Origin of the sequence: Psychrobacter proteolyticus (genome assembly GCF_039762275.1) — a bacterium.
GTDB classification, from domain to species: domain Bacteria; phylum Pseudomonadota; class Gammaproteobacteria; order Pseudomonadales; family Moraxellaceae; genus Psychrobacter; species Psychrobacter proteolyticus_C.
In genome coordinates this window covers 156,722-177,526 of sequence record NZ_JBDLOB010000002.1, presented here as the reverse complement: position 1 = coordinate 177,526, position 20,805 = coordinate 156,722, and the positions used below count along the sequence as shown (strand labels likewise).

At 42.9% G+C, this 20,805-nt stretch carries 15 protein-coding genes; 7 read left to right on the top strand and 8 right to left on the bottom strand.

The genetic code is table 11. The annotated features are described in order from the left end of the window. Positions 1-712: 712 nt before the first annotated feature. From ABFV72_RS03775 to epmA, 3 genes are all read left to right on the top strand, one after another. Positions 713-1,840 (top strand): AI-2E family transporter, encoded by a 1,128-nt coding sequence (locus ABFV72_RS03775; protein WP_347162492.1) that lies wholly within the window; start codon positions 713-715, stop codon positions 1,838-1,840. A 108-nt stretch (positions 1,841-1,948) separates the two neighbouring features. After that, positions 1,949-3,058 (top strand): 4-phosphoerythronate dehydrogenase, encoded by a 1,110-nt coding sequence (locus tag ABFV72_RS03770; RefSeq protein WP_347162790.1) that lies wholly within the window; start codon positions 1,949-1,951, stop codon positions 3,056-3,058. 50 nt (positions 3,059-3,108) lie between these two features. Continuing rightward, entirely contained in the window at positions 3,109-4,137 is a 1,029-nt protein-coding gene (gene epmA / locus ABFV72_RS03765; protein ID WP_347162491.1) for an EF-P lysine aminoacylase EpmA, read from the top strand. A 158-nt stretch (positions 4,138-4,295) separates the two neighbouring features. On the opposite strand, the gene ABFV72_RS03760 is transcribed toward epmA, so the two are convergent. From ABFV72_RS03760 to ABFV72_RS03735, 6 genes are all read right to left on the bottom strand, one after another. Next, positions 4,296-4,937 carry an NAD(P)H-binding protein gene (locus tag ABFV72_RS03760; protein WP_347162490.1) on the bottom strand — a complete coding sequence of 214 codons (642 nt, stop codon included), beginning with the start codon at positions 4,935-4,937 and terminating at the stop codon, positions 4,296-4,298. Between the two features lie 235 nt (positions 4,938-5,172). Then, positions 5,173-5,622, bottom strand: coding sequence for a YaiI/YqxD family protein (locus ABFV72_RS03755; protein WP_102093310.1), 450 nt, complete (start codon positions 5,620-5,622; stop codon positions 5,173-5,175). After that, positions 5,622-6,986, bottom strand: coding sequence for a 5-(carboxyamino)imidazole ribonucleotide synthase (locus ABFV72_RS03750; RefSeq protein ID WP_347162489.1), 1,365 nt, complete (start codon positions 6,984-6,986; stop codon positions 5,622-5,624). The genes ABFV72_RS03755 and ABFV72_RS03750 overlap by 1 nt, the downstream gene beginning before the upstream one ends. Before the next feature lie 197 nt (positions 6,987-7,183). Further along, the gene (purE, locus tag ABFV72_RS03745; RefSeq protein WP_347162488.1) at positions 7,184-7,735 is read right to left on the bottom strand and encodes a 5-(carboxyamino)imidazole ribonucleotide mutase; all 552 of its coding nucleotides are present in this window, start codon (positions 7,733-7,735) and stop codon (positions 7,184-7,186) included. A gap of 107 nt (positions 7,736-7,842) precedes the next feature. Next, a complete protein-coding gene (locus tag ABFV72_RS03740) occupies positions 7,843-8,799 on the bottom strand; it encodes a metallophosphoesterase (RefSeq protein WP_347162487.1) in 957 nt (318 codons plus the stop codon). Between the two features lie 103 nt (positions 8,800-8,902). Further along, positions 8,903-9,511, bottom strand: a complete 609-nt coding sequence (locus tag ABFV72_RS03735; RefSeq protein WP_057758273.1) for a rhomboid family intramembrane serine protease — start codon at positions 9,509-9,511, stop codon at positions 8,903-8,905. Between the two features lie 415 nt (positions 9,512-9,926). Between ABFV72_RS03735 and ABFV72_RS03730 the strand changes: the two genes are divergently transcribed. Continuing rightward, the gene (locus ABFV72_RS03730) at positions 9,927-11,570 is read left to right on the top strand and encodes a hypothetical protein (protein WP_347162486.1); all 1,644 of its coding nucleotides are present in this window, start codon (positions 9,927-9,929) and stop codon (positions 11,568-11,570) included. A gap of 274 nt (positions 11,571-11,844) precedes the next feature. Further along, positions 11,845-13,443: an OmpA family protein gene (locus tag ABFV72_RS03725; RefSeq protein ID WP_347162485.1), complete on the top strand. Its 1,599-nt coding sequence runs from the start codon at positions 11,845-11,847 to the stop codon at positions 13,441-13,443. A gap of 102 nt (positions 13,444-13,545) precedes the next feature. Here ABFV72_RS03725 and nagZ read toward each other — a convergent pair whose 3' ends face one another. Next, positions 13,546-14,622: a beta-N-acetylhexosaminidase gene (gene nagZ, locus ABFV72_RS03720; RefSeq protein WP_347162484.1), complete on the bottom strand. Its 1,077-nt coding sequence runs from the start codon at positions 14,620-14,622 to the stop codon at positions 13,546-13,548. Positions 14,623-15,052: 430 nt separating this feature from the next. Between nagZ and ABFV72_RS03715 the strand changes: the two genes are divergently transcribed. Further along, a complete protein-coding gene (locus ABFV72_RS03715) occupies positions 15,053-17,263 on the top strand; it encodes a carboxy terminal-processing peptidase (RefSeq protein WP_101205548.1) in 2,211 nt (736 codons plus the stop codon). 546 nt (positions 17,264-17,809) lie between these two features. On the opposite strand, the gene ABFV72_RS03710 is transcribed toward ABFV72_RS03715, so the two are convergent. Next, positions 17,810-18,295 carry an FKBP-type peptidyl-prolyl cis-trans isomerase gene (locus ABFV72_RS03710; protein WP_057758283.1) on the bottom strand — a complete coding sequence of 162 codons (486 nt, stop codon included), beginning with the start codon at positions 18,293-18,295 and terminating at the stop codon, positions 17,810-17,812. A 324-nt stretch (positions 18,296-18,619) separates the two neighbouring features. On the opposite strand from ABFV72_RS03710, the gene ABFV72_RS03705 reads away from it, so the two are divergent. Continuing rightward, positions 18,620-20,650 (top strand): M61 family metallopeptidase, encoded by a 2,031-nt coding sequence (locus tag ABFV72_RS03705; RefSeq protein WP_347162483.1) that lies wholly within the window; start codon positions 18,620-18,622, stop codon positions 20,648-20,650. The last annotated feature ends 155 nt before the right edge of the window (positions 20,651-20,805 follow it).

The window sequence follows — 20,805 nt, the reverse complement described above, 5'->3', positions numbered from 1 at the left end:
AGACTTATGATTTTGCTCAAGTAACTCACTCTAAGTGATGGCGACACCCTAAAATTAGAACTTATGATAGTCTAAAAGAAGACGATATAAGCGGGTGTTGAAATCTGGCTCAGAGGATTCGATGTCTGTACGACGATGTAAATAAATATGTGCAAATAAACTTAACTACACTGAAAAGCTTAAAATAATTGCTTTAGTATAACATCAATTGTCGCGACAAATAGAACGCACCAGTGGATTCCCTTATAAGATAACAGTTTAAAAGCTGAACATAAAAGCAGTTTTCGATACATCATTTTTACACACTAAATTCATGCATTATGCGCTAGTCATTATCGTCGTCATCTAGTAAGCTTGCATAGACAAAGTTGTAAGTAAAGATTACAACAACGCGTTATATAATTCACACGCTTTATTGCATAATAAAGTGTGCTAACTGCATTTTTATTGTGTTGTCTATGATAATAAATGGCTATGAATTTGTAGTATGGAGCTGAACACAGTCATACTATTTGACTGTTATATTACTTAATCTTCATGTGAATTTATAAGTCTGTAGCAATATAAGTCCGACACAATGCTTTTTTATATGATTCGCAACTCTCGCTAATGGATATGGCTTACAGACAGTGTCTAAGAGCTGATATTCATCACACATTTATAAACTCGCCAGCAAAATTATCATTTGCTGTCCGCTTTTGGTTTATACGCTATGATTGAAAACTGGACCAAAGAATTTATTATTCAGCGCTTATTAGCAATTACGTTGCTAGTGGTGCTATTCGTATTGTGTTTTCAAGTGGTGCAGTTTTTTATTGTACCAGCGCTGTGGGCAGCGATTTTAGCCTATGTGACTTTTCCTATCTATAATTTCTTCCATGAAAAGGTAAAACTAAGCCCAGACTTTAGCGCCGCTATTATGACGGTGAGCATCTCACTGATAATAGGCGTGCCATTGGTCATCGGTGTATTTATCTTGCAGCAAGAAGCTTTGAGTTTAATCAGTAATTTGATTTACCGTATCAAGGTAGGTTACTTAGATGTGCCTGACTCCCTCAAAGATTTGCCTATCATCGGTCAGCAAGTCAAAGACGTACTATGGCGCATCAATAAAAACCCAGAAGGGACGCTAGAAGCTTTTCGCATTTGGGTTCAGTCGCATTTATATTATGGCAAAATAGCCTTTGATGTGGTGTTCAGTAGTTTGGCCAAACTCGGTATGGCATTAATGACGCTCTTCTTCTTTTACCGAGATGGCACTAGTCTGGTTCGGCAGATTCGTCAAGCGCTGCGTAACATTATCGGCAATCGCATCGACGGCTACATCGATTCTGTGGGTACAACTACGCGTGCCGTGGTATACGGCATCGGACTGACGGCGTTGGCTCAGGCTTTATTGGCTGGTATCGGCTATTACTTTGCTGGTGCACCAAGTCCTATCTTATTGACCATTGTCACGTTTATTATTGCCTTGATTCCCTTTGGCACACCATTCGTTTGGGGCGGTGTATCGATTTGGCTGTTGAGCCAAGGACATACTGCAGAAGGTATTGGCTTGGCACTATGGGGTGTATTGGTGATTAGCTGGGTGGATAATTTGATTCGTCCTATCGTCATTAGCGGCGCGACCAAAATTCCTTTTATCATTATTTTTATTGGTGTACTGGGTGGTCTAACAGCGTTTGGCTTTGTCGGTTTGTTTATCGGGCCTGTCGTATTGGCTATCGGGCTTGCAGTATGGCGCGAGTGGATATCGCAGCATAAGAATGAGATATTTGCTCAGCAGGAGGTGATGCTTTCTGACTCTCGTGCGATAGATCCTGTGCATGGACCAGAATAACGAGTCGCTAGCAAATACGATGTAGAAAATTATCGATAGAGACGATGAATAATGACGAATGAGAATATAGCAGAATCGACGAATAATAAGACTGATAAATTAAGTACAATTAAAAATATCACTATTTTAGCGGACAGCAACATCGCTAGTCTGAATGATTTTTTTAATGACGCTACGCTTGGTCAGCTGGCTGAGCATAGGGTTAAAATTATCACTGTCGCTGGTCGAGATATCGATGCAGCGCTACTTGCTAGAGTACAGCCTGATGTATTGCTGATACGCTCGGTGACGAAAGTAGATGAAGCGCTATTGGTTGACAATAACAGTGTGCAGTTTGTTGGGTCTGCGACTATTGGTACCGATCATGTAGATCAAGATTATCTAGCGTCTCGCAATATTACTTTTGCCAATGCGGCTGGTTGTAGCAAGCATTCTGTGGCTCAATATGTATTGACGGCTGTTTTCACTTTGCGTCCGCAGTATTGGCAGCAATCGGCGTCATTAACATTAGGCATCATTGGTCTTGGCAATATCGGCGGCACGCTTGCTCAATATGCCTATGATTTGGGTTGGCAGGTGCTAGGTTATGATCCCTTGTTACCAACCTCTAAAACTAATAATGCTAGCTTGGAGCAGGTACTTAGCCAAAGTGACGTAATCAGTCTGCATGTGCCTTTGACCAATGAAAAGAATGCGTCGAACCCTAAAGGTAGTGATTATCCAACACGTCACCTTATCAACGCAGCTGCATTAGCAATGATGCCTGCCGATACGATGTTAATTAATAGTGCACGTGGGCCTGTAATTGAGGAAAGCGCGCTTAAAGCAGATATTGAGCGTACTGAACGTCAAGTGGTGCTAGATGTGTTTGAGCATGAGCCACAGATTGCAGTAAGCTTGCTATCCAAACTTGCTATTGCCACACCGCATATCGCTGGCTATACGCTAGAAGGTAAGCTACGTGGCACACAAATCATTTATGATGCCTTGTGTGAAAAGTTATCGATACCTCCCACTCAATCTATGTCCAATCTGCTACCGCTAAATATGTTCTTATGGTCTGAACTAAAATCATATCCAGATAGACTGCCAAAGTTTTATGACATTATGCAGGATGATACCTCGTTGCGAAATAAAGCAGTGGATGGGCAAGTAAATGGTGCTGACTTTGACGGTCTGAGACGTGACTACCACTTGCGCCGTGAGTGGCAGTTTTAATTAAATAAGATACTGAGCAACCAATTATTCATCAGTCACAGTAGAGCCCAATGACTCAAGCAAATAACATTTCTTCGCACCCTATTACTTCTAAGCCTAGCTACGCACCAACCATGACACTTACGATGGCACAACAGCGCGCGCAATTCGTCAGCAATATTCGTCAGTTTTTTACCAGTCGACAAGTGCTAGAAGTGCAGACACCGCTATTATCCCAAGCAGGCAACACAGATACTTTTTTGCAGTCCGTAGCAGCTCATGTGACCTATCAGGACCGTCCACGCACTTATTATTTGCATACCTCGCCTGAGTTTGCGATGAAGCGTTTATTAGCCAGCTGGCAAGTGCCTATTTATCAGATTTGTCCTGTCTTTCGTGATAACGAAGCAGGCGCGCGTCATAATATTGAATTTACGATGCTTGAATGGTATCAACCGAATTATAGTCTGGACGAGATGGCAACTGAGCTTAGTGAGTTGTTAGAAGCGCTTTATGGTCATTCTGTTGTGATGAGTCATTATCGCTATGTCGATGCCTTTATGGACTTTGTGGGCATCCATCCGTTGACAGCGAGTTTACCTGCATTGCAAGCCGTGGCAGAAGATATGGGTTTGACAGGATTTGACTTTAATAATGCTGATGATAGCGAAGAAAACCGTCGTCAAAGCTGGTTAGACTTGTTATTCAGTCATGCTGTAGAGCCAAATCTAGGTCATGATTTGCCGACATTAATTATAGATTATCCACCTGCGACCGCTGCACTAGCGAAGACAGCTATGGACAAAGACGGTAATAAAATTGCGAAACGTTTTGAGCTGTATATTAATGGCATTGAAATCGCCAATGCTTATGATGAGCTAGCAGATGGTCAAGCATTGCGTGACCGTTTTGAACAAGACAATCAATTGCGCGCGCGTCATAACCTACCTCAAATGCCAATCGATGAACATCTATTAGCTGCCTCCAATGATTTGATGCCATGTAGCGGTATCGCAGTCGGTATGGATAGATTGCTAATGGTGTTGACAGGTGCAAGCAGCTTGGAAGAAGTCATTCCTTTTCCCAGTGGGCAAGCATAATTGGATGTGAATCTTTTCAATTATCAGTGATTTAAATACGTAATAAAAAGGCCGTTGCCGATTTACCAATTAGATATTGGCGAATCGACAACGACCTTTTGTATTGGCTGCTTCTAAAATTTAGCAGATACAACCAATTTTAGTAATACTAAACTTATTTATACGGTAGCAACTGCTTCGTTGATATCGATATCACCATTGTGTAGATTGAAGACTTTGCCTATGGTGTTATCTGCGGTTAGCACCGCGGCTAGCGTTGTGGCTACATCTTCGATTGCATTCTCACCAGAGCTGGTATCATTAATAGTGATTTTGCCTGTACCAGCGCGTTCTTTTAGTGCGCCTGGCTGTACGATAGTGTAATCAAGTGAGCTGTTGTTCACTAACCAGTGATCGGCGTAGTGTTTAGAGATGTAGTATTCTTTTAGGTCTGCAATACCTGGGTTTTCATCCCATTTGTCAGTTTCTAATGAGAAGACCGAACTCAGCATAATATAACGTTTAATACCTTTATCTTGTGCAGCCTGCATTGTTTTTACAGCACCGTGCAAGTCAACTTCTAGGACGTTTTTACCACCAGACCCTGCAACAAAGTAAACAGCCTCAATGTCCTGATCCAGTTGTTTTTCAATAGAGTCTTTACTTGCTGTAATGTCTAAATCTAGCTGGGTGTAATTGTCATTATCAAATAACTTTTCTTTCTGACGAGTCGTGCCAATAACTTGATGCTCATCAGCCAATAACTGCTTAACCAGATCACCGCCCACTCGACCACTTGCACCAACGACTAAAATTTTCATAATCATTCCTATTTTTATTTAAATTCTATTGTTTGAATTATTCAGTAAGTTTATTTATCTTAAAAACCGAATATAGAGTAACAAAGATAGGTAGCACGCTTCGTTATAAAGCGTGCTGATTGGATAGTGTTTGGTTGTAGAGTGTATACAGTTTGCAAGGAAGCAAACGTTGGCTAGATAATGTTATTTAATAGAAGACAGGATGGGTAGGCGTCAGATAGAACGATAAAAAACACTAACGAACCAAGCGATTGAGACCGTCGGCAAAGGCTTTTTTATCTCGATCACCGTAGGGTTTTTGCCCGCTCATTTCTTGCAATTCTAGGACACCAGTACCGCGCATGGTATCCATAAAGTCGCGCATATTTAGCTTTTGCTTGATGTTGTTTTTGTCGTAGACCACGCCGCGCGTCGTCAATACCATACCACCTTTATCCAAAATGTCATTGGCTAAAGGGATATCGCTAGTGATAGCCAAGTCACCAGCTTGTATCTGCTCAACGATATAATCATCAGCTTTGTCGAATCCTGACGGCACGACAGTCATAACAAGTAAGGGCGACTTACGTAGCTTAATCGGCTGATTGGCCACAAATATAGCCATGGTCTTGGTACGTTCAGCCGTCTTAATAATCAAGTCTTTGGCAATCAATGGTACCGAATCTGCATCCACCCATATCTGCATTATTTTTTGGCCTTCTCAGTTTTTGCTGAAGGAGCAGTCAGGCTATCTGCTTGGCTAACTTTAGTGTCTCGTTCATCAGCTGTGGCATCATTTTGAACACTGTTTTTAGCATTACTCTTAGCATCGACATCTGCTTTACTAGGCTGAGTATCTACACTTGCATATTCTTTATCTAGACCAACCTTGTTTGGCAAGATAGCAACCAATTTTGCCATAGCAGGCTCTAAATCAGTCACGTCATTAGGCATCAAGGTGATATGAGCAATCTTGCGATCGTCACGCTCAGCCTTATGATAGCTATGATAATGAGCGCCATCGATATTTAGCACTGCACTGATATCAGGATATTGACCCAGTACATTCACCATAATTGCAGGATGCACGTTGTCTGTATCGCCTAATGGCAAGTTAACCACGGCACGGATATGGTTCTCAAACTGACTGGTGATAGCGCCTTCGATACTCCAGTGCCCAGAGTTGTGTACCCGTGGCGCAATCTCATTCGCCAATATCGCGTTATGACCGCGAGCATCCTTGGTGACGAATAATTCAAGCGCCATAACGCCGACATAGTCCAAATGGTTCATGACTTTGGTAATGGCGTCTGTTGCTTGTTGAAACAGATGACTCGTACCAACAGCAGGTGCTTGAGTTTTGGCCAAAATACCATGGTGATGGTGGTTTTCGACCAAATCGTAACAGCGTACCTGACCGTTTTGCGCTCTTGCTGCAATGATAGAGACTTCACGGCTAAAGTTAATAAAACCTTCAGCGATTAATGGCGCAGGTGTTGGCGTGAGTGACCCTTTACCGCTGACAGCGTCCTTTAAATCTAGCCAAGCAGCCTTAATGTCACTGTCCTGCTTGATAACGAACTGTCCTTTGCCATCGTAACCACCTCGGCTGGTTTTTAGAACGATAGGCAGTCCTAACTCTTTACAAGCGTGCTTAAGCTCAGCTTCAGAATTTACTTCCATAAATGGCACGGTTGCGATATCAAGCGTGTTGAACATCTGCTTTTCTTTTAGACGATCTTGGGCAATATCAAGCGCAATCAGCGGTGGGAACATCCCTTGCTTGCTGCCAGATTTTGACAAGCTAACCAATTGCTCGACCGTAGACGTTGGCGTGTTTTCAAATTCTAACGTAAAGACATCCGCTGCTGCGATAAAGTCTTCTAGTTGGTCGCTATGAAAGACACGACCGTATAAGCTGGCAGGGCATTCTGGATTGTCTTCTAAGAATACGCATTGGTAACCCAATGGCATGGCGGCTTCGGCAAGCATCATACCAAGCTGACCACCGCCTAAAATACCGATGGTACGAATGGTTTGGGTAACAGGATAAGCGTTTGCTGTAGTCATGGCAGGCTCTTTGAATAAAAGTGAATAAGGTGTTTGGTATATAAAAATCTAAAACTCAATGGGTGAAAATAGGAAAAGGTGCACTGTATGCACCTTATCTCTAATCGGAATTGCTTAAAAATATACATTGATAGCTTCAATCGTTAAGCTATAAATATAACAGACGCTGCTATAAAAGTAGGTCGACTTATATCTACCTAAGGATTGATAATACCTGGTGTTGGGCTAGCAAGAATAGTCTCAGTCTGAGACTGGCGCATCTGATCGAGCTTAGTAGCAATCGTATCATCATGCAATGCCAGTACTTGAATTGCAAGTAGGGCAGCGTTATAAGCACCAGCAGCACCAATCGCCAAAGTACCAACAGCGACGCCTTTTGGCATTTGTACGATAGACAGTAGACTATCCCAACCGCTCAGCATAGATGACTTTACAGGGACACCAAAGACAGGTAGCGGCGTTTGACTGGCACACATGCCTGGCAGATGAGCGGCACCACCTGCACCAGCGATGATCACTTGTAGACCATTATCTTTTGCGCTTTTGGCATAATCAAATAATCTGTCAGGCGTACGGTGTGCAGAGACAACTTCACAATCAAAAGCAATGTCAAAGTCTGCAAGCAATTGCACAGCAGCACTCATAGTTGCCCAGTCAGACTGCGAACCCATGATAATGCCGACTTTTGGCTGACCAGCAGGGGAGGTGATTGGACCGTTCTGGTTAGCAGCAGTATTCGTGGTGCTCATGATTGGATATCCTCAAAAAGACCATCATACAAAAATTTTGCTACACTCGTAAAGCCAAGTTTGACTTTTAATACTGGTATGGCGCTAATTGCAGTGATATCACGATTTTATATATGTTTTTCATCGTGATAATGCTGAATAAAGTGATTGACCGTCAATGGTAATGGCTTTTCGGTATCCAGTTGATAGCATGTTAGATAGCCGCTATCTACTGCAGCAGAGTAGTCAGTACAGGCAACTTGTGGACTGAGTGGCTCAGGTGTGCCAGTGAGCCAATAGTGCCCGACGAACACAGGTTTATGAGTTTTTAATGCAAACTCAATATTTTCAGCCAATGCATCAGGCGGAATTTGTGCCAATGCGGACGATGGAGCACGAGACACTTCACGCAGGGTACGTGTATTTAACTCATCTAGCCACCAGCGTACTCGTACTCGTGTACGCTCGGTACCTTCTTTATCTACCATCACAATACCATCAGGTAAGCCCGTTTCAACCCCTTTTAACACTCGCTCCAAAGCGTCAAAGGCGACGGTATCTTCTTTAGCCGTTGCGATTAGACCTGCTGGAGTCAGACAGTTATCATCAGTCAGAAGGGGCTTTAGTATTGCCATGCTATCTGTATCCCAGCAAGCATGCACAAAACAGGCGTAGTCGGTCTCGATCCATAATGGGATTTCATATAAACGCTGCAACCAGTACTCGTGTTGCTCTGAGCCGAATGGTATCTCTGCCAAAAATGCCTCGTGTTGGCGTCTATGGATATCATTGTGCGAACGTAAATACTGGCTAGTATTATCAGGATCACGCGTGGCATAGGCCAATGCATTATATTCATGGTTGCCCATCACTGCATCGGCTACATCGGCATCTAGCATTGCAAAGACAGTCTCTAGCGTAGCTAGTTGCTGCGAACCACGATCGATCAAATCACCGATAAACAAGGCCCTGTGACCTTTTGGCGGCACGAAATGCTGACCGTTATGCTCATAGCCTAACTGATGCAGCAGACCGACCAGTTTGTCTGCATAACCATGTATATCACCGATAATATCTATAATCATAATGTATTACTAAATCTCAAATGTAGAAGTGTACCCTGCGCAAAATAGAGTTTATAAAGTATAGCTGTGTTTAAAGTGATAGCTTTACTATACGTAAAAATGTCTAAAATCCTGGTGATAGCAACGCATTGATAAAGTGCGGTAGTACTTTTGGTTCCAATACGATCGTGGCAATAACGCCAAACGCACCGCCCCACATATGAGCCATGTGGTTGATGTTTGAACCACCGCGTCGATCAGCATAGATACTATAAAATATATAAGCCACGGCAAATAGTATCGCAGGAATAGGAACTACGGCAAAAAGATAAATTCTCTCCCATGGTGCTAGCAAAATAAAAGCAAATAGCACAGCTGATACGCCGCCTGATGCGCCTAAACTCAAATAACTGGCGTTGTTCTTATTTTTCACGTAACTTGGAATCATCGCAACAATAATTGCCAACACATAAAAGACCACAAAACCGTAGCCGAATAAAAACGGCTGATATAGTCCTTCGATAGCACGCCCAAAGAAATACAAAGTAAACATGTTGAAGAGCAAATGCATACTATCAGCATGAATAAAGCCGTGGGTCACAAAGCGATCCCATTGCCCATTGTTGACTGCTGGCGGGTAAAAAATCAATCGATTAAATAGCGTCTTGTTTTGCCAAGCCAATAAGCTGACAATAACGGTAATAATGATAATAAGCGTCGTATGGTTTAACAAAGGAAAATCCTTAGGCCGTGCCTGATATGTGACAATGTTACAAATGACAAGCTACAAATGACAATATTCAAAGCCTAAGCGTTACGGCTGAGTAAAAAATAAGTTTGACGTCTGATCCGTATTAAGTACTAACCATTAGCAATAGACTAATACTAACAGCAGTTGCGATAACGCAAATACCTATTGTGTGACAAAACGATGCTTTTTTATGCGGTTATAGTGAATAATGTAGCAGTGTACCATGCAACATAAGTGAAAATTTTAGAGCGGGGTTAGAGACGAGAGTAGTGTTCATTCATCCGCGCTGCTATTAATCTTTTAGACAAAGAAGCAAAATACACAAGTGATATGGACAAAAATAAAATAAGTGCTTAGTTTTTGCACATTCAAATAAGGCTGATAGAGGCAGTGAAGTATGAACATTATTGACCAGCTAGAAAAAACGGTAACCCCAGCTATAATGGGTAATGATGACAGCAATAATGTCGCCTATGTCAGTCTACTTGAGCAATTTTATGCTGTTTTGGCTGCGCGCCTAGCTGTGCCACAGGTTTACTCACAGCTGCTGCGTACTGATCAAGTAATTACTAGCAGTAATAATGAAAGCCCTTTATTTGGACAAATATGGCAAGATAAAAGCCTGCAAGAGACTATCGTCCAAGAATTGTCAGCCACCCATCACATTGATGAGCAGACAACTGAGCAATTACTAATTAGTGCCGCGCCATTGGCATATCGTGAGTTAAAAGTATTGGCCAATGGGCAGTTTTTGCCAGCATTCTTACAAGAGAAGCAGGCTGCTTTACGTCCATATTTACCTATCTGGGCAGCCGCTGTGATTACTGCTACTCAAGGCGTTAGTCAGCAAATACAAACAGACTTTGGTTCAGATGATGACTATGTGCTAGTACATGTGCCAGTAAGTGACGATATATCGAATAGACTTGATGACGCTACTTTAGATACTGGCATAGCTGGCATAGTCGCACCAATAACAAATAATGATGCAGAAAGTATAGAGCAAATATCAACTGCTGAGCGTACAAACACTGAAGCATTAGATGACAATACGATTGCCAGTAGTGATGCTATTCATGCCAATCCAGCAGCCTATCATCTGGCAGAAAACAGTAACTTGAAGCATGCACAAGTACGCACTCGCAATCAACGAAATGATCTACTAATACGTGTGTTTTTATTAATAGTAGCTCTAGCTGCGCTTGCACTAGCAGCATGGGCATTGTTAGTGAAACCCAATAATGAAATACCAGTAGAAACTGTGGCCACAGTACCTGTTGAACCACCGCCAGCACCCGTGCCTCCTGTACCAACAACGACTCCTGTTGAGATTATTGTCGGTGTAGATAACGGCGGCAACTTGTACACTTGTAGCGCGACCGTTGGCGATGCTGCACTGCAAAGCACGTTACAACAGGCGCTTAATACAAGCTTTGGTGAGCAGGCGAGTATTTGTGAATTGAACATACAGGATGGAGTAGCAACCACAATCGCTAATATGCCTGCGGAGACACTGCCCAATGTCTTGACGATGCTTAGATCAACACCATTTGCACGTTTACATGTGCAAAACGACCGTCTCACTCTGGAGGCACCAGACAATATGCTGCTGCAAAAACTGGTCACAGAAATACGAAGCTTAGTACCAGCGATGGTGGTCGAGAGTACAGCGCCACTGCCGTTGCCTGATAATAGCAACATTGGTGATGCTACGAACAACATGGCAAACGCAAATAATCAGTTTGTAGATGATGGGGCGGGGATTAATAATCAATACAACAATAATGGGGTAAATAGTAACTCTGGCGAATACCAAGCATCGGATGATGATACTGGAGATCGTGTGATACCAACTCCTTTGCCTAACAATAATAGCTTTAATAACGCGCCCAACAATCTGCCTACCAATGGCGCGAGTAATATTCCCAACAACTTTCCTTCGAATAATCAAACGACCAGACCGCCAGGACCTTTTTCACCTTCAGAAGTGGATGAGATGGCAAACACGGTTATCGTTGCTGAACCAGCGCAAGTGAGGTAGTTTTTTATCAGGCACGTTTCTTTATATGACGTGCCTTTTTATATGGCCTATGATTTCAAGTAGCTTGGCTACAGTTACGTGTGCCAACCGAAACATTACTTACTGTATCATTTGCACAACAACGCACAGACTGTGAATAGCAGCTTAAGAATTTTATAATAATCAAAACCAAATAAAGTAGTTTGATGGATTTATCGCTATCATGATTACCTAATACTATAACGATTGAATACAAAAGAATGATATAAACAAAAATTAAGGGGAGAGCCATATTATGGATATTATTAGCCATTTGACACGCACCGTCAGCCCAGCCGTATTGGAAGATGACCGTAGCCCAGCTAAGAAAAATCTACTAGAACAGTTTTATGCCATTTTTGCTGCTCGTCTTGCAGACAACGATACTTTTAGTCGCTTTGCTAATGAAAATATTGCCCGTGACGACAATGCTTTTTATGACCGTGTATGGACAGAAGGGGCACACCGCGACCAAATTTCTCGTGAATTAGCAGGCAAGCATAATGTCGATGCAGCCGCTTCACGTGGTCTGATTGCGATGGCAGCGCCATTGGCTTTTCATGAGATCAAAAGCTTGGCTGGTACTACGCCTGTTCCACAATTTTTGAATGACAACTTGAACAGTTACCAGCATCATATCCCTGCATGGGCGGGTACTGTTTTGTCTGCTAGTGCAGTCGCTGCCACTTCTACTACGGCTGGCACACCGATTTCTGATACCACCAGCACAGCGCCATTGCAAAAAGAAGAAGAGCCAAAAGAGAGCTTTATGAAAGCGCTGCTACCTATTATTGGTTTGATTATCCTAGGTGCATTGGCTTGGGCACTACTCAGAGGCTGTCAAGAAAACCCTGAACCTGTAGCAACACCAGCGGCTACAGTGCAGCAAGGGGCACAAGGTAATGAGGCATTAGCGGTTGCCGGCGCGATTGAGCCTGCATCACTGAGCATCGCAACTGGTGAAAATAGCGAGCTGTATGCTTGTCGTATGAGCGTGGGTGATGAGACACTACAAACTAATGTTATGAACGCTTTGACGGGTGCATTTGGTGACGAAGCCAATAAATGTCGTGCTGACGTTGATGATAACTTTGCAGTAGATATGCCAGCATCTGCTCAGCTGGCAACGATATTACCAATTATCAAAAATGTACCGAATGCGAGCATGATTATCAAAGGCGATAATATTACTGTCAATGCTCCTGATAAAGCCGCGTTGGACAAGTTGGTTGCTGATTTACAAGCAGCTGCTCCTGCTATGACCGTGCAAGCTGAAGGTCCATTAGACCTACAAGGCGAGATTGACGATAGTCTGGCTGCTGCAGATGTGGCGATGACTAATCTAGGTGATAACCCAGATCCACGTGATGTTGCTCGCGCTTTGAGTATTCAGGTGATTAACTTCCAAGTAGATGAAGCGGTTATACCTGAAGTCAATAAGGCGCTGCTAGACCGTGCTGCAGAAATTATCAATAACGTACCTGATATGAAGCTGATGATCGTCGGTCATACGGATAGTCAAGCCTCTGATACCTATAATATGGAGCTGTCTCAGGAGCGTGCTGAGTCAGTGAAAGCGTATCTAGTGTCTAAAGGGGTTGATGCCAGTAAACTAACGACTAAAGGCATGGGCGAATCAGAACCAATCGCAGATAATTCAACCGAACAAGGTCGCTTCCGCAATCGTCGTATCGAATTTATGGTCAATGACGAAGTGGTCAGCGCCAATGATGGCATGATGATAAACGGTGATTCGCTAGATCCAGATATGAACCCATTAGATAGTAACAATGATGATTTGTTACCAGATGGCGATGACGCTACCCAAGGTACTGCGGTAGACCCAAGCAATTAATCTACATGTTCTTATTTTGATTATAGTAGCCGAATGACAAAAACCGCATCTTATAAAGGTGCGGTTTTTTCGTATGCTGCTTGATGATAGTTAAGTAAGCTATTACTTATACAGAGTAGGATCTGTTGATTCTTTAGCCGTCTGAGCATCAGCTTGCGCATTAAAAAAAGTCTGAGTAACATTTTTCTTGGCTTGCTGCCAGTATTCAAATTGCTGGCAAGTAGATCCAAGATCGCCTTGCCATGTTGGGATGTTGCCGCGCATGGTTTTGATACGTTGTTGGTTAGGGTAAGGCAGATCTTGCGCAGCTTTAGCCGCCTCATGAGCAGCCACACGGTCGTTGCACACGAGAGCAATATCACAACCAGCATCAATTGCCGCTTTTACTCGAGCACTGACATCACCAGCCGCCTTTGCACCTGCCATCGATAAATCATCAGAGAAAAGTACCCCGTCAAATTTAAGCTCATCTCGAATGATATCTTGTAGCCAAATTTTGGAGAATCCTGCTGGCTTGTCGTCTACTTGCGAAAATATCACATGTGCTGGCATAAGAGCGTCCAGACTATGTAGCGTTTGAGCAAAAGGTTGCATGTCGCTATTGATGATTTCATCTAAGCTACGCGTGTCAATGGCTTCTGATACGTGCGAGTCAGGAGCGATGGCACCATGACCAGGGAAGTGTTTACCAGTGGTTGCCATACCAGCTGCCTTCATACCACGCATGAACTGTGTTGCAAGCGCAGTGATGGCTTGCGGCTCGTGATGAAAGCTGCGATCACCGATGACTTGGCTAATACCATCTCTATCCAGTACGGGTGCAAAGCTCAAATCGATTCCTACAGCTAGCACTTCAGCCGCCATTAGATAACCGCAATCGTAGGCGCAGCTGAGTGCTTGGCTCGGGTCTTGATTGAATAGCTCACCCAATCGACCCATAGCAGGTAGGGGCGTGAAACCTTCACGTAGCCTTGCGACTCGTCCACCTTCTTGGTCCACACCGATAAGTATATCCTGATTGTGATAACGTATATCGTCGCATAGTGCTCTGACTTGGGCCGCATCTGTGACGTTACGACCAAACAATATTACTCCGCCGACCTGTGCTTGTTTAATCAAGCTGACATCTTCAGCGGTCAAAGCGGTACTATCGATATCTATCATTAAAACGCCGTACATCGTGTGTTCCTTATTATTTTATATATGGTTATATTATGAGGGTGACTGATTATCTATGGCTATCTTATTATGACAGTTATTATTAACTGAGCATAATGTGGCAGATTATTGGGGTCAAATCAATTTGCTAATAGCCATTAGATTCAGTCATCAAATCAATGTTGATAGCCCTCAATTACTATGTATGATAAAAGTGATAGAAAGTTTGGTATGTACAGACGTAGCGTGTAAGATTGCTTATACAGTTTGAGACAGTTCAGTATTTATGCGCGTGATAATATTGATTGATTTTTGACTATATATCAGTATTTAATGATGCATAAAGTATAAGAATAAAAAACACAGTATTTATAGGTCATAACAGATTCGAGCATTTCTAATTCTGATGAATTACCCAATACTACTAACTTCAAATAACTAGGTACATATGATGAAAAAACAACCAGCACAGTGGTTACTCAGTGCAGCGTCAGTGGGCATCGCCGGTATTATCTTAACTCAAAGCTACGGTACTGCAGTCGCCGAGACCAATACGGGAAGTTTTGTTCAGACCCCTGAGCAAAAGGTCACCACCCGTCAAGTAGCCGCCTTGCTGGATCGCAGTCATTATCTCAATCAACCTTTGGATAGTAAGACTGGTAGCGAAATCCTATCGATGTATATCGATAGCCTTGACCCAAACCATACGTTGTTTTTGCAATCCGATGTCGATGAGCTGAAGAAAAAACATGCTGAAGACTTTGGTGCTCGCCTAAAACAAGGTGATCTATCTGCAGGGGTAGAGGTGTTTGATCGTTACCGCAAACGCTCAAATGAGTACTTTGCGATGGCCACCAAGATGCTCAAAACAGACATTGATTTGACAGGTAACGACACAATCATTCTTGATCGCGAAAAACTCGGCCATTTTAAAACCAAAAAAGAGCAGCGCGATTACTGGGAACGTCAGCTAAAGTTCCAGTTGATGAGCATTACCCTCGGTCAAGAAGACGAAAAAGCCAAAGAGAAAGTATTTTTAAGCAATCCAGATATCACACGTGGGCAAGACTTGGTACGTAACGATGAGCGTACACCAAATGAGATTTTGCAAAATCGTTTGTCGCGTCAACAAGAGCAGTTTAAGCGTCTTAAAGATGATGAAATCATGGAAACTATCTTAAATACGGCGATGCTGACCTATGATCCGCATAGTAATTACTATGCACCAATTCAAGCGACGGAACTGCAAATCCAGTCTAGTCTTCAGTTGGAAGGTATTGGTGTCTCTATTCGTCCAGATCGCAAAAATCCAGACTATACTCGTATTGTGACTTTGGTCGATGGTGGTCCAGCCGCTAAGTCGGGTCAAATCAAGCCCAATGACTTGATCGTTGGTATTGCAAAAGATGGCGAAACCATGACGGACGTGGTTGGTTGGTCAACGCGTGAAATTGTTAGCTTGATTCGTGGTAAACGCGGTACATCGGTCACACTGAAACTACGTCAACCTAACACCCCAGATGCTAGCGCCCGTACGGTCACGGTAGTACGTGATATCATCCAGCAAGAAGAGTCAGGTGTCACTCAGCGAGTGGTAGAAGTGCAGCGTCCTAATATTGATAAGACACCAAAACGTATTGGCGTACTTGAGATACCAAGCTTTTATTTAAACTATCGTGCGCGCCGTAATGGTGAAGACTATCGTAGCGTCAGTATCGATACTGAAAAAGCATTAAAAGAGTTGAATAAACAAAATATCGATGGCCTAGTGGTTGATTTGCGCAATAATCCTGGTGGCTCATTAGATGAAGTTGCTAAGATGCTAGGTTTCTTTATCAAGAGTGGACCACTAGTACAGATTCGTGATAATCGCGGCAATATTCAAGTATACCGTGACAACGATGGTGGCGAGCAGCTATATGATGGCAAGATGGCGGTCATTACCAATTTAGCATCCGCCTCAGCCAGTGAAATTTTTGCCGCTGCTATTCAAGACTATGGTCGCGGATTAGTGGTTGGTAGTACGACGACTGGTAAAGGCTCGGCGCAGATTCAGCTCGATAGCTTAGCTTTAGGCTCTGCTACCTTAACTCAGCGTAAATTTTATCGTGTTACTGGCGGTAGTACGCAGAATAAAGGTGTCGTACCAGATGTTGAGCTAGTCAATATCTATGATGATGCAACCTTTGGCGAGCGCGCTCAGAAAAAAGCATTACCTTGGGACACTATCAGAACAGCGCCGTATAAGCCTGAAGGGAAGTTTACCAGTGATACATTAGCGACGCTCAATCAGCAGTCTAAGATTCGCCAACAAAAAGACCCACAGTTTACTTATCTGTCGACGCTAAATGATATTCGTAACATGGATGATGAAAAGAAACCTGTTCGATTAGATATCAATAGCCGCCGAGCCAAAATGCAGCTAATTGAAAAACGCTCATTAGAAGCAGAAAACAAACGCCTTATCGCAACTGGCGAGCGTCCGTACTCTAACTGGAACACTTATCAAGCAGCGATGGACGCAAAATTTGAAGAACGTAGCCGTATGAAAGCCGCTGAACGTCCAGAATTACCAGAGGATGAAGCGTTCATTAATGAGGCAGCTTACCTTATGCTCAGCGCGGAACCTAAGACAATGCTTAGCCCTGAAGAGAAGCTATAATGTGAAGTTATTATAACGTTACGTAATCTATGTAAGCATATGCTTACATAGATTGACGTTTAGACCTCTTACCAACGAAGGGTCAATCTGCGACTATAACTGTACGGCACGATTGAACGAAACGGTTCATTGATACTAGGGATTGGTATCTTAAAGGTCGCACTAGGGATAAGTAGTTTGCTGATTAAGGATGATAAGGCTGGATGCCTGTCAGTTATGAGATGCCCCGGGATTAGGTATCACGTAACGCTAACATGGATGGTTGGTAATAAAAGCCGCATGACGCTTGTCGTTATGCGGCTTTGTTACGTCTGGAGACTAATAATTTTTGTGGCGGATTTTCTAAGTAGATAGTATTCAAGTTGAGTAGCACTGTATACGGAATTAGTATTCAGTTCATAGATGAGCACATCTACATTAATTCAAAACTTACCATGAGATAAACATAAAAAAAGGCCAGTAACCTGATCGGCTACTGGCCTTTTAGGTTAGATGATAAATTTAATAACTTATCATCTAACTATTTTCACTGCACTCTAGAAGAGATTAGTGCTCAACGCCACCTGCACCATGTACATGGCCATGGTTTAGTTCGTCTTCAGTTGCTGCACGTACTTCTTGGATTTCAACATCAAATGTCAAACGCTTGCCAGCCAATGGATGGTTTGCATCAACAGTAACTTCTTGATCGTTTACAGCAGTTACGGTAACCAACATTACTTGGCCGCCAGCTTCTGACTGGAACTGCATACCAGGCTGAATGTCATCAACGCCTTGGAAGTTGTCACGTGGTACGTGCTGTACTGCTTGCTCTTGGTATTCGCCGTAGCCATCAGCAGGTTCAACGACTGCATTAACTTTTTCGCCAGCAGACTTACCTTCTAATTGTGCTTCTAGGCCTGGGATAATGTTGCTGTGACCATGTAGATAAGCAAGTGGCTGACCTTCTGGTGACTGGTCAAGGATATTGCCTTCGTCGTCTTTTAATGTGTAATTGAATTTGACGGCAGTGTCTTTTGCGATAGTAGTCATAAAATATCCTAAATATATCTATGTAAAAAATTAAATACGGTTGCAATAAACCTAAAAAAGCCAATCTGCAAGCCAAAAGGCCACGTCATTAGTCAATTATCATCAGTTTATTAAAGTAACTTTAGCAGTTAGCATCTTTAATTGAGATGGCCCACATAACTTTCAAGGCAAAAAACATAAAAAATGCCAATTAATGCCACAATTTACAATAATAACTGCTATTTTCTATAATTAATGCATAGCTATTGGCTATTCATGGTTTAGGAGTTGCTTTTTTAGAGTAGGACTTCTAGCATAATTATAAAAATAAGGACGAGAGATACGATGACTGCATTTGCCAATACCACTACTAAACAACCAACGAGTAATGTTTCAACCAATCATGATGATACTAAGGCTAAAACCATAACTGATATAAGCTATCAATTTGATTTTGCCCGTTTCTACGAGCACCTGGTCGATGTATCACTGAGCTTTACAGCAGTATCCGATGCGCCGCAGCTTTGGTTACCAGCATGGATACCAGGCAGTTATCTGATGCGCGAGTTTGCTCGAAACATTACTGCGGTACATTATCAAGTAGTAGAGGCTCCAACAGCAGATAGTGACAAGCAGCCAGCGACTTATCGCGCGCAAAAAATTGACAAAAACACATGGCAGCTGCCAGCGGTGCAAGCAGGGCAGACGGTCATCGTCGAGTACGAAGTCTATTGCTATGATTTATCCGTGCGTACGGCCTACGTCGATCAGCAACGACTTTACGGTAATTTCACCTCACTTGCGCTCGCCGTCGAAGGGCAAGAGCAATCACCTGTCCACGTTAGCTTGATTGTGCCTGAGACATTTTTCGCAGACAAAGAAAGTAGCAAAGTACTGTTGGCTTGTGGGTTGGACACTACGCACCTGCAGATTGATCAACAGCAAAAAGGCCGTCAGCAAGCGAACCGTCAGCACATCTATAAGTTACAGGCAGCCAATTATCACGAGCTGATTGATTATCCATTCGAAATCGCAGAACAAGAAAAGTTTGATTTTATTATTCATGATAATGAGCACCAGACGCTACATCATAGCTTTTACCTATCAGGTAAGCAGAATGCTAACCTAGGTCGATTACAGCAGGATATTACTCAGATTTGTCAGACCTACGTAGATTGGTTAGGCGATGCGCCATTTGACGATTATACCTTTATGACCTTTGCCAGTGGTCAAGACTATGGTGGGCTTGAGCATATCAACTCTACTAGCCTTATCACCCCGCGCAATGACTTACCCAGCACTAATGAGCCAAAGTTACCAAGTACAGATTATCAGCGATTTTTAGGCTTATGTAGCCATGAGTATTTTCACTCATGGTGGGTGAAGACGGTGCGTCCTGATGTCATGATCGATGTCGATTTGCGTCGTGAAGCATTTACGCCATTACTTTGGGTATTCGAAGGGTTTACGTCTTATATCGATGATTTTATGTTGCAAGCATCAGGCGTGATTGATAAAGCCAATTATCTGCGACTGCTAGCCGAGCAAATCAATCGCTACTATCAAACCCCAGGGCGTGGCAATCAAAGCGTGGCAGAGTCGAGCTTTGATGCTTGGATTAAACTGTATCGTACCGATGAAAATACAGGCAATGCGGGTATCAGCTACTATAATAAAGGCGCATTGGTAGCTTTATGTCTAGACCTAATCTTACTCAAAAATAGTGATAGTCGTTATCGTTTGTTTGATGTGGTCAAAGCTTTTTATACTCAGGCCAAGCAGAACGACAGTAAGCGGATTGGTATCAGTAGTGCTGACATGGGCTCCGTCATTGAGCAGTTTATGCCGCTAGCAGAATGGGAAGATTTTGAACGCCGTTATGTCAACGGGGTAGAAGAGCTGCCAATTGAAGCGTTGCTAGTGGCAAACGGTGTCAAAATACAAGCGAATACTAAAGAAACCGCTGACAAGCATGTGCCTTGGGGTATGCGATGTAACGAAACGCCAGCTGGACTCAAGGTAAATCGTGTGATGCGAGATAGTATTGCGGCTAAAGCTGGCATTTCAGCACATGACGTTGTTATCGCGATTGACGGCATCAAAGCAGATACGAAACAACTTACCGCCTTGGTTAATAAAGCGCACCCTGTTGAATGCTATTTATTCCGCCGTGATGAGCTAATGTGTGTTCAAGTTCAACCCGAAACGACAAATAAAGTTAAGCAGCGAGATGAGACAACTAGCATGACTGGAGCAGTACCTCCTCATAAAGTAAGCTTACGCTTAGCAAAAGGAGATAAGACTCTAGAGAATGATAATGAACAATTAAAAGGTGAGGCAGGTTGGGAGACATGGCTTAATGTTATGAAACGGTAGCCTCGGTGCTATATCAAATACCTTTCCATACGAAAAACCCTTCCATATAAAAAACCCTCTTTCGAGTAATACTGCTTAGAAGAGGGTTTTTTAAATTACTTTTAATATTTTAGATGTGTCCAAGCAACTTAAATGCTCGATAGGTCAGAGGTTGG

Bases quoted from the DNA above. Each gene is read 5' to 3' on its own strand.
- ABFV72_RS03775 (WP_347162492.1), top strand. From the start codon at position 713: ATGATTGAAAACTGGACCAAAGAATTTATTATTCAGCGCTTATTAGCA.
- epmA (WP_347162491.1), top strand. From the start codon at position 3,109: ATGACTCAAGCAAATAACATTTCTTCGCACCCTATTACTTCTAAGCCT.
- ABFV72_RS03760 (WP_347162490.1), bottom strand. From the start codon at position 4,937: ATGAAAATTTTAGTCGTTGGTGCAAGTGGTCGAGTGGGCGGTGATCTG.
- ABFV72_RS03755 (WP_102093310.1), bottom strand. From the start codon at position 5,622: ATGCAGATATGGGTGGATGCAGATTCGGTACCATTGATTGCCAAAGAC.
- ABFV72_RS03750 (WP_347162489.1), bottom strand. From the start codon at position 6,986: ATGACTACAGCAAACGCTTATCCTGTTACCCAAACCATTCGTACCATC.
- purE (WP_347162488.1), bottom strand. From the start codon at position 7,735: ATGAGCACCACGAATACTGCTGCTAACCAGAACGGTCCAATCACCTCC.
- ABFV72_RS03740 (WP_347162487.1), bottom strand. From the start codon at position 8,799: ATGATTATAGATATTATCGGTGATATACATGGTTATGCAGACAAACTG.
- ABFV72_RS03730 (WP_347162486.1), top strand. From the start codon at position 9,927: ATGAACATTATTGACCAGCTAGAAAAAACGGTAACCCCAGCTATAATG.
- ABFV72_RS03725 (WP_347162485.1), top strand. From the start codon at position 11,845: ATGGATATTATTAGCCATTTGACACGCACCGTCAGCCCAGCCGTATTG.
- nagZ (WP_347162484.1), bottom strand. From the start codon at position 14,622: ATGTACGGCGTTTTAATGATAGATATCGATAGTACCGCTTTGACCGCT.
- ABFV72_RS03715 (WP_101205548.1), top strand. From the start codon at position 15,053: ATGAAAAAACAACCAGCACAGTGGTTACTCAGTGCAGCGTCAGTGGGC.
- ABFV72_RS03710 (WP_057758283.1), bottom strand. From the start codon at position 18,295: ATGACTACTATCGCAAAAGACACTGCCGTCAAATTCAATTACACATTA.
- ABFV72_RS03705 (WP_347162483.1), top strand. From the start codon at position 18,620: ATGACTGCATTTGCCAATACCACTACTAAACAACCAACGAGTAATGTT.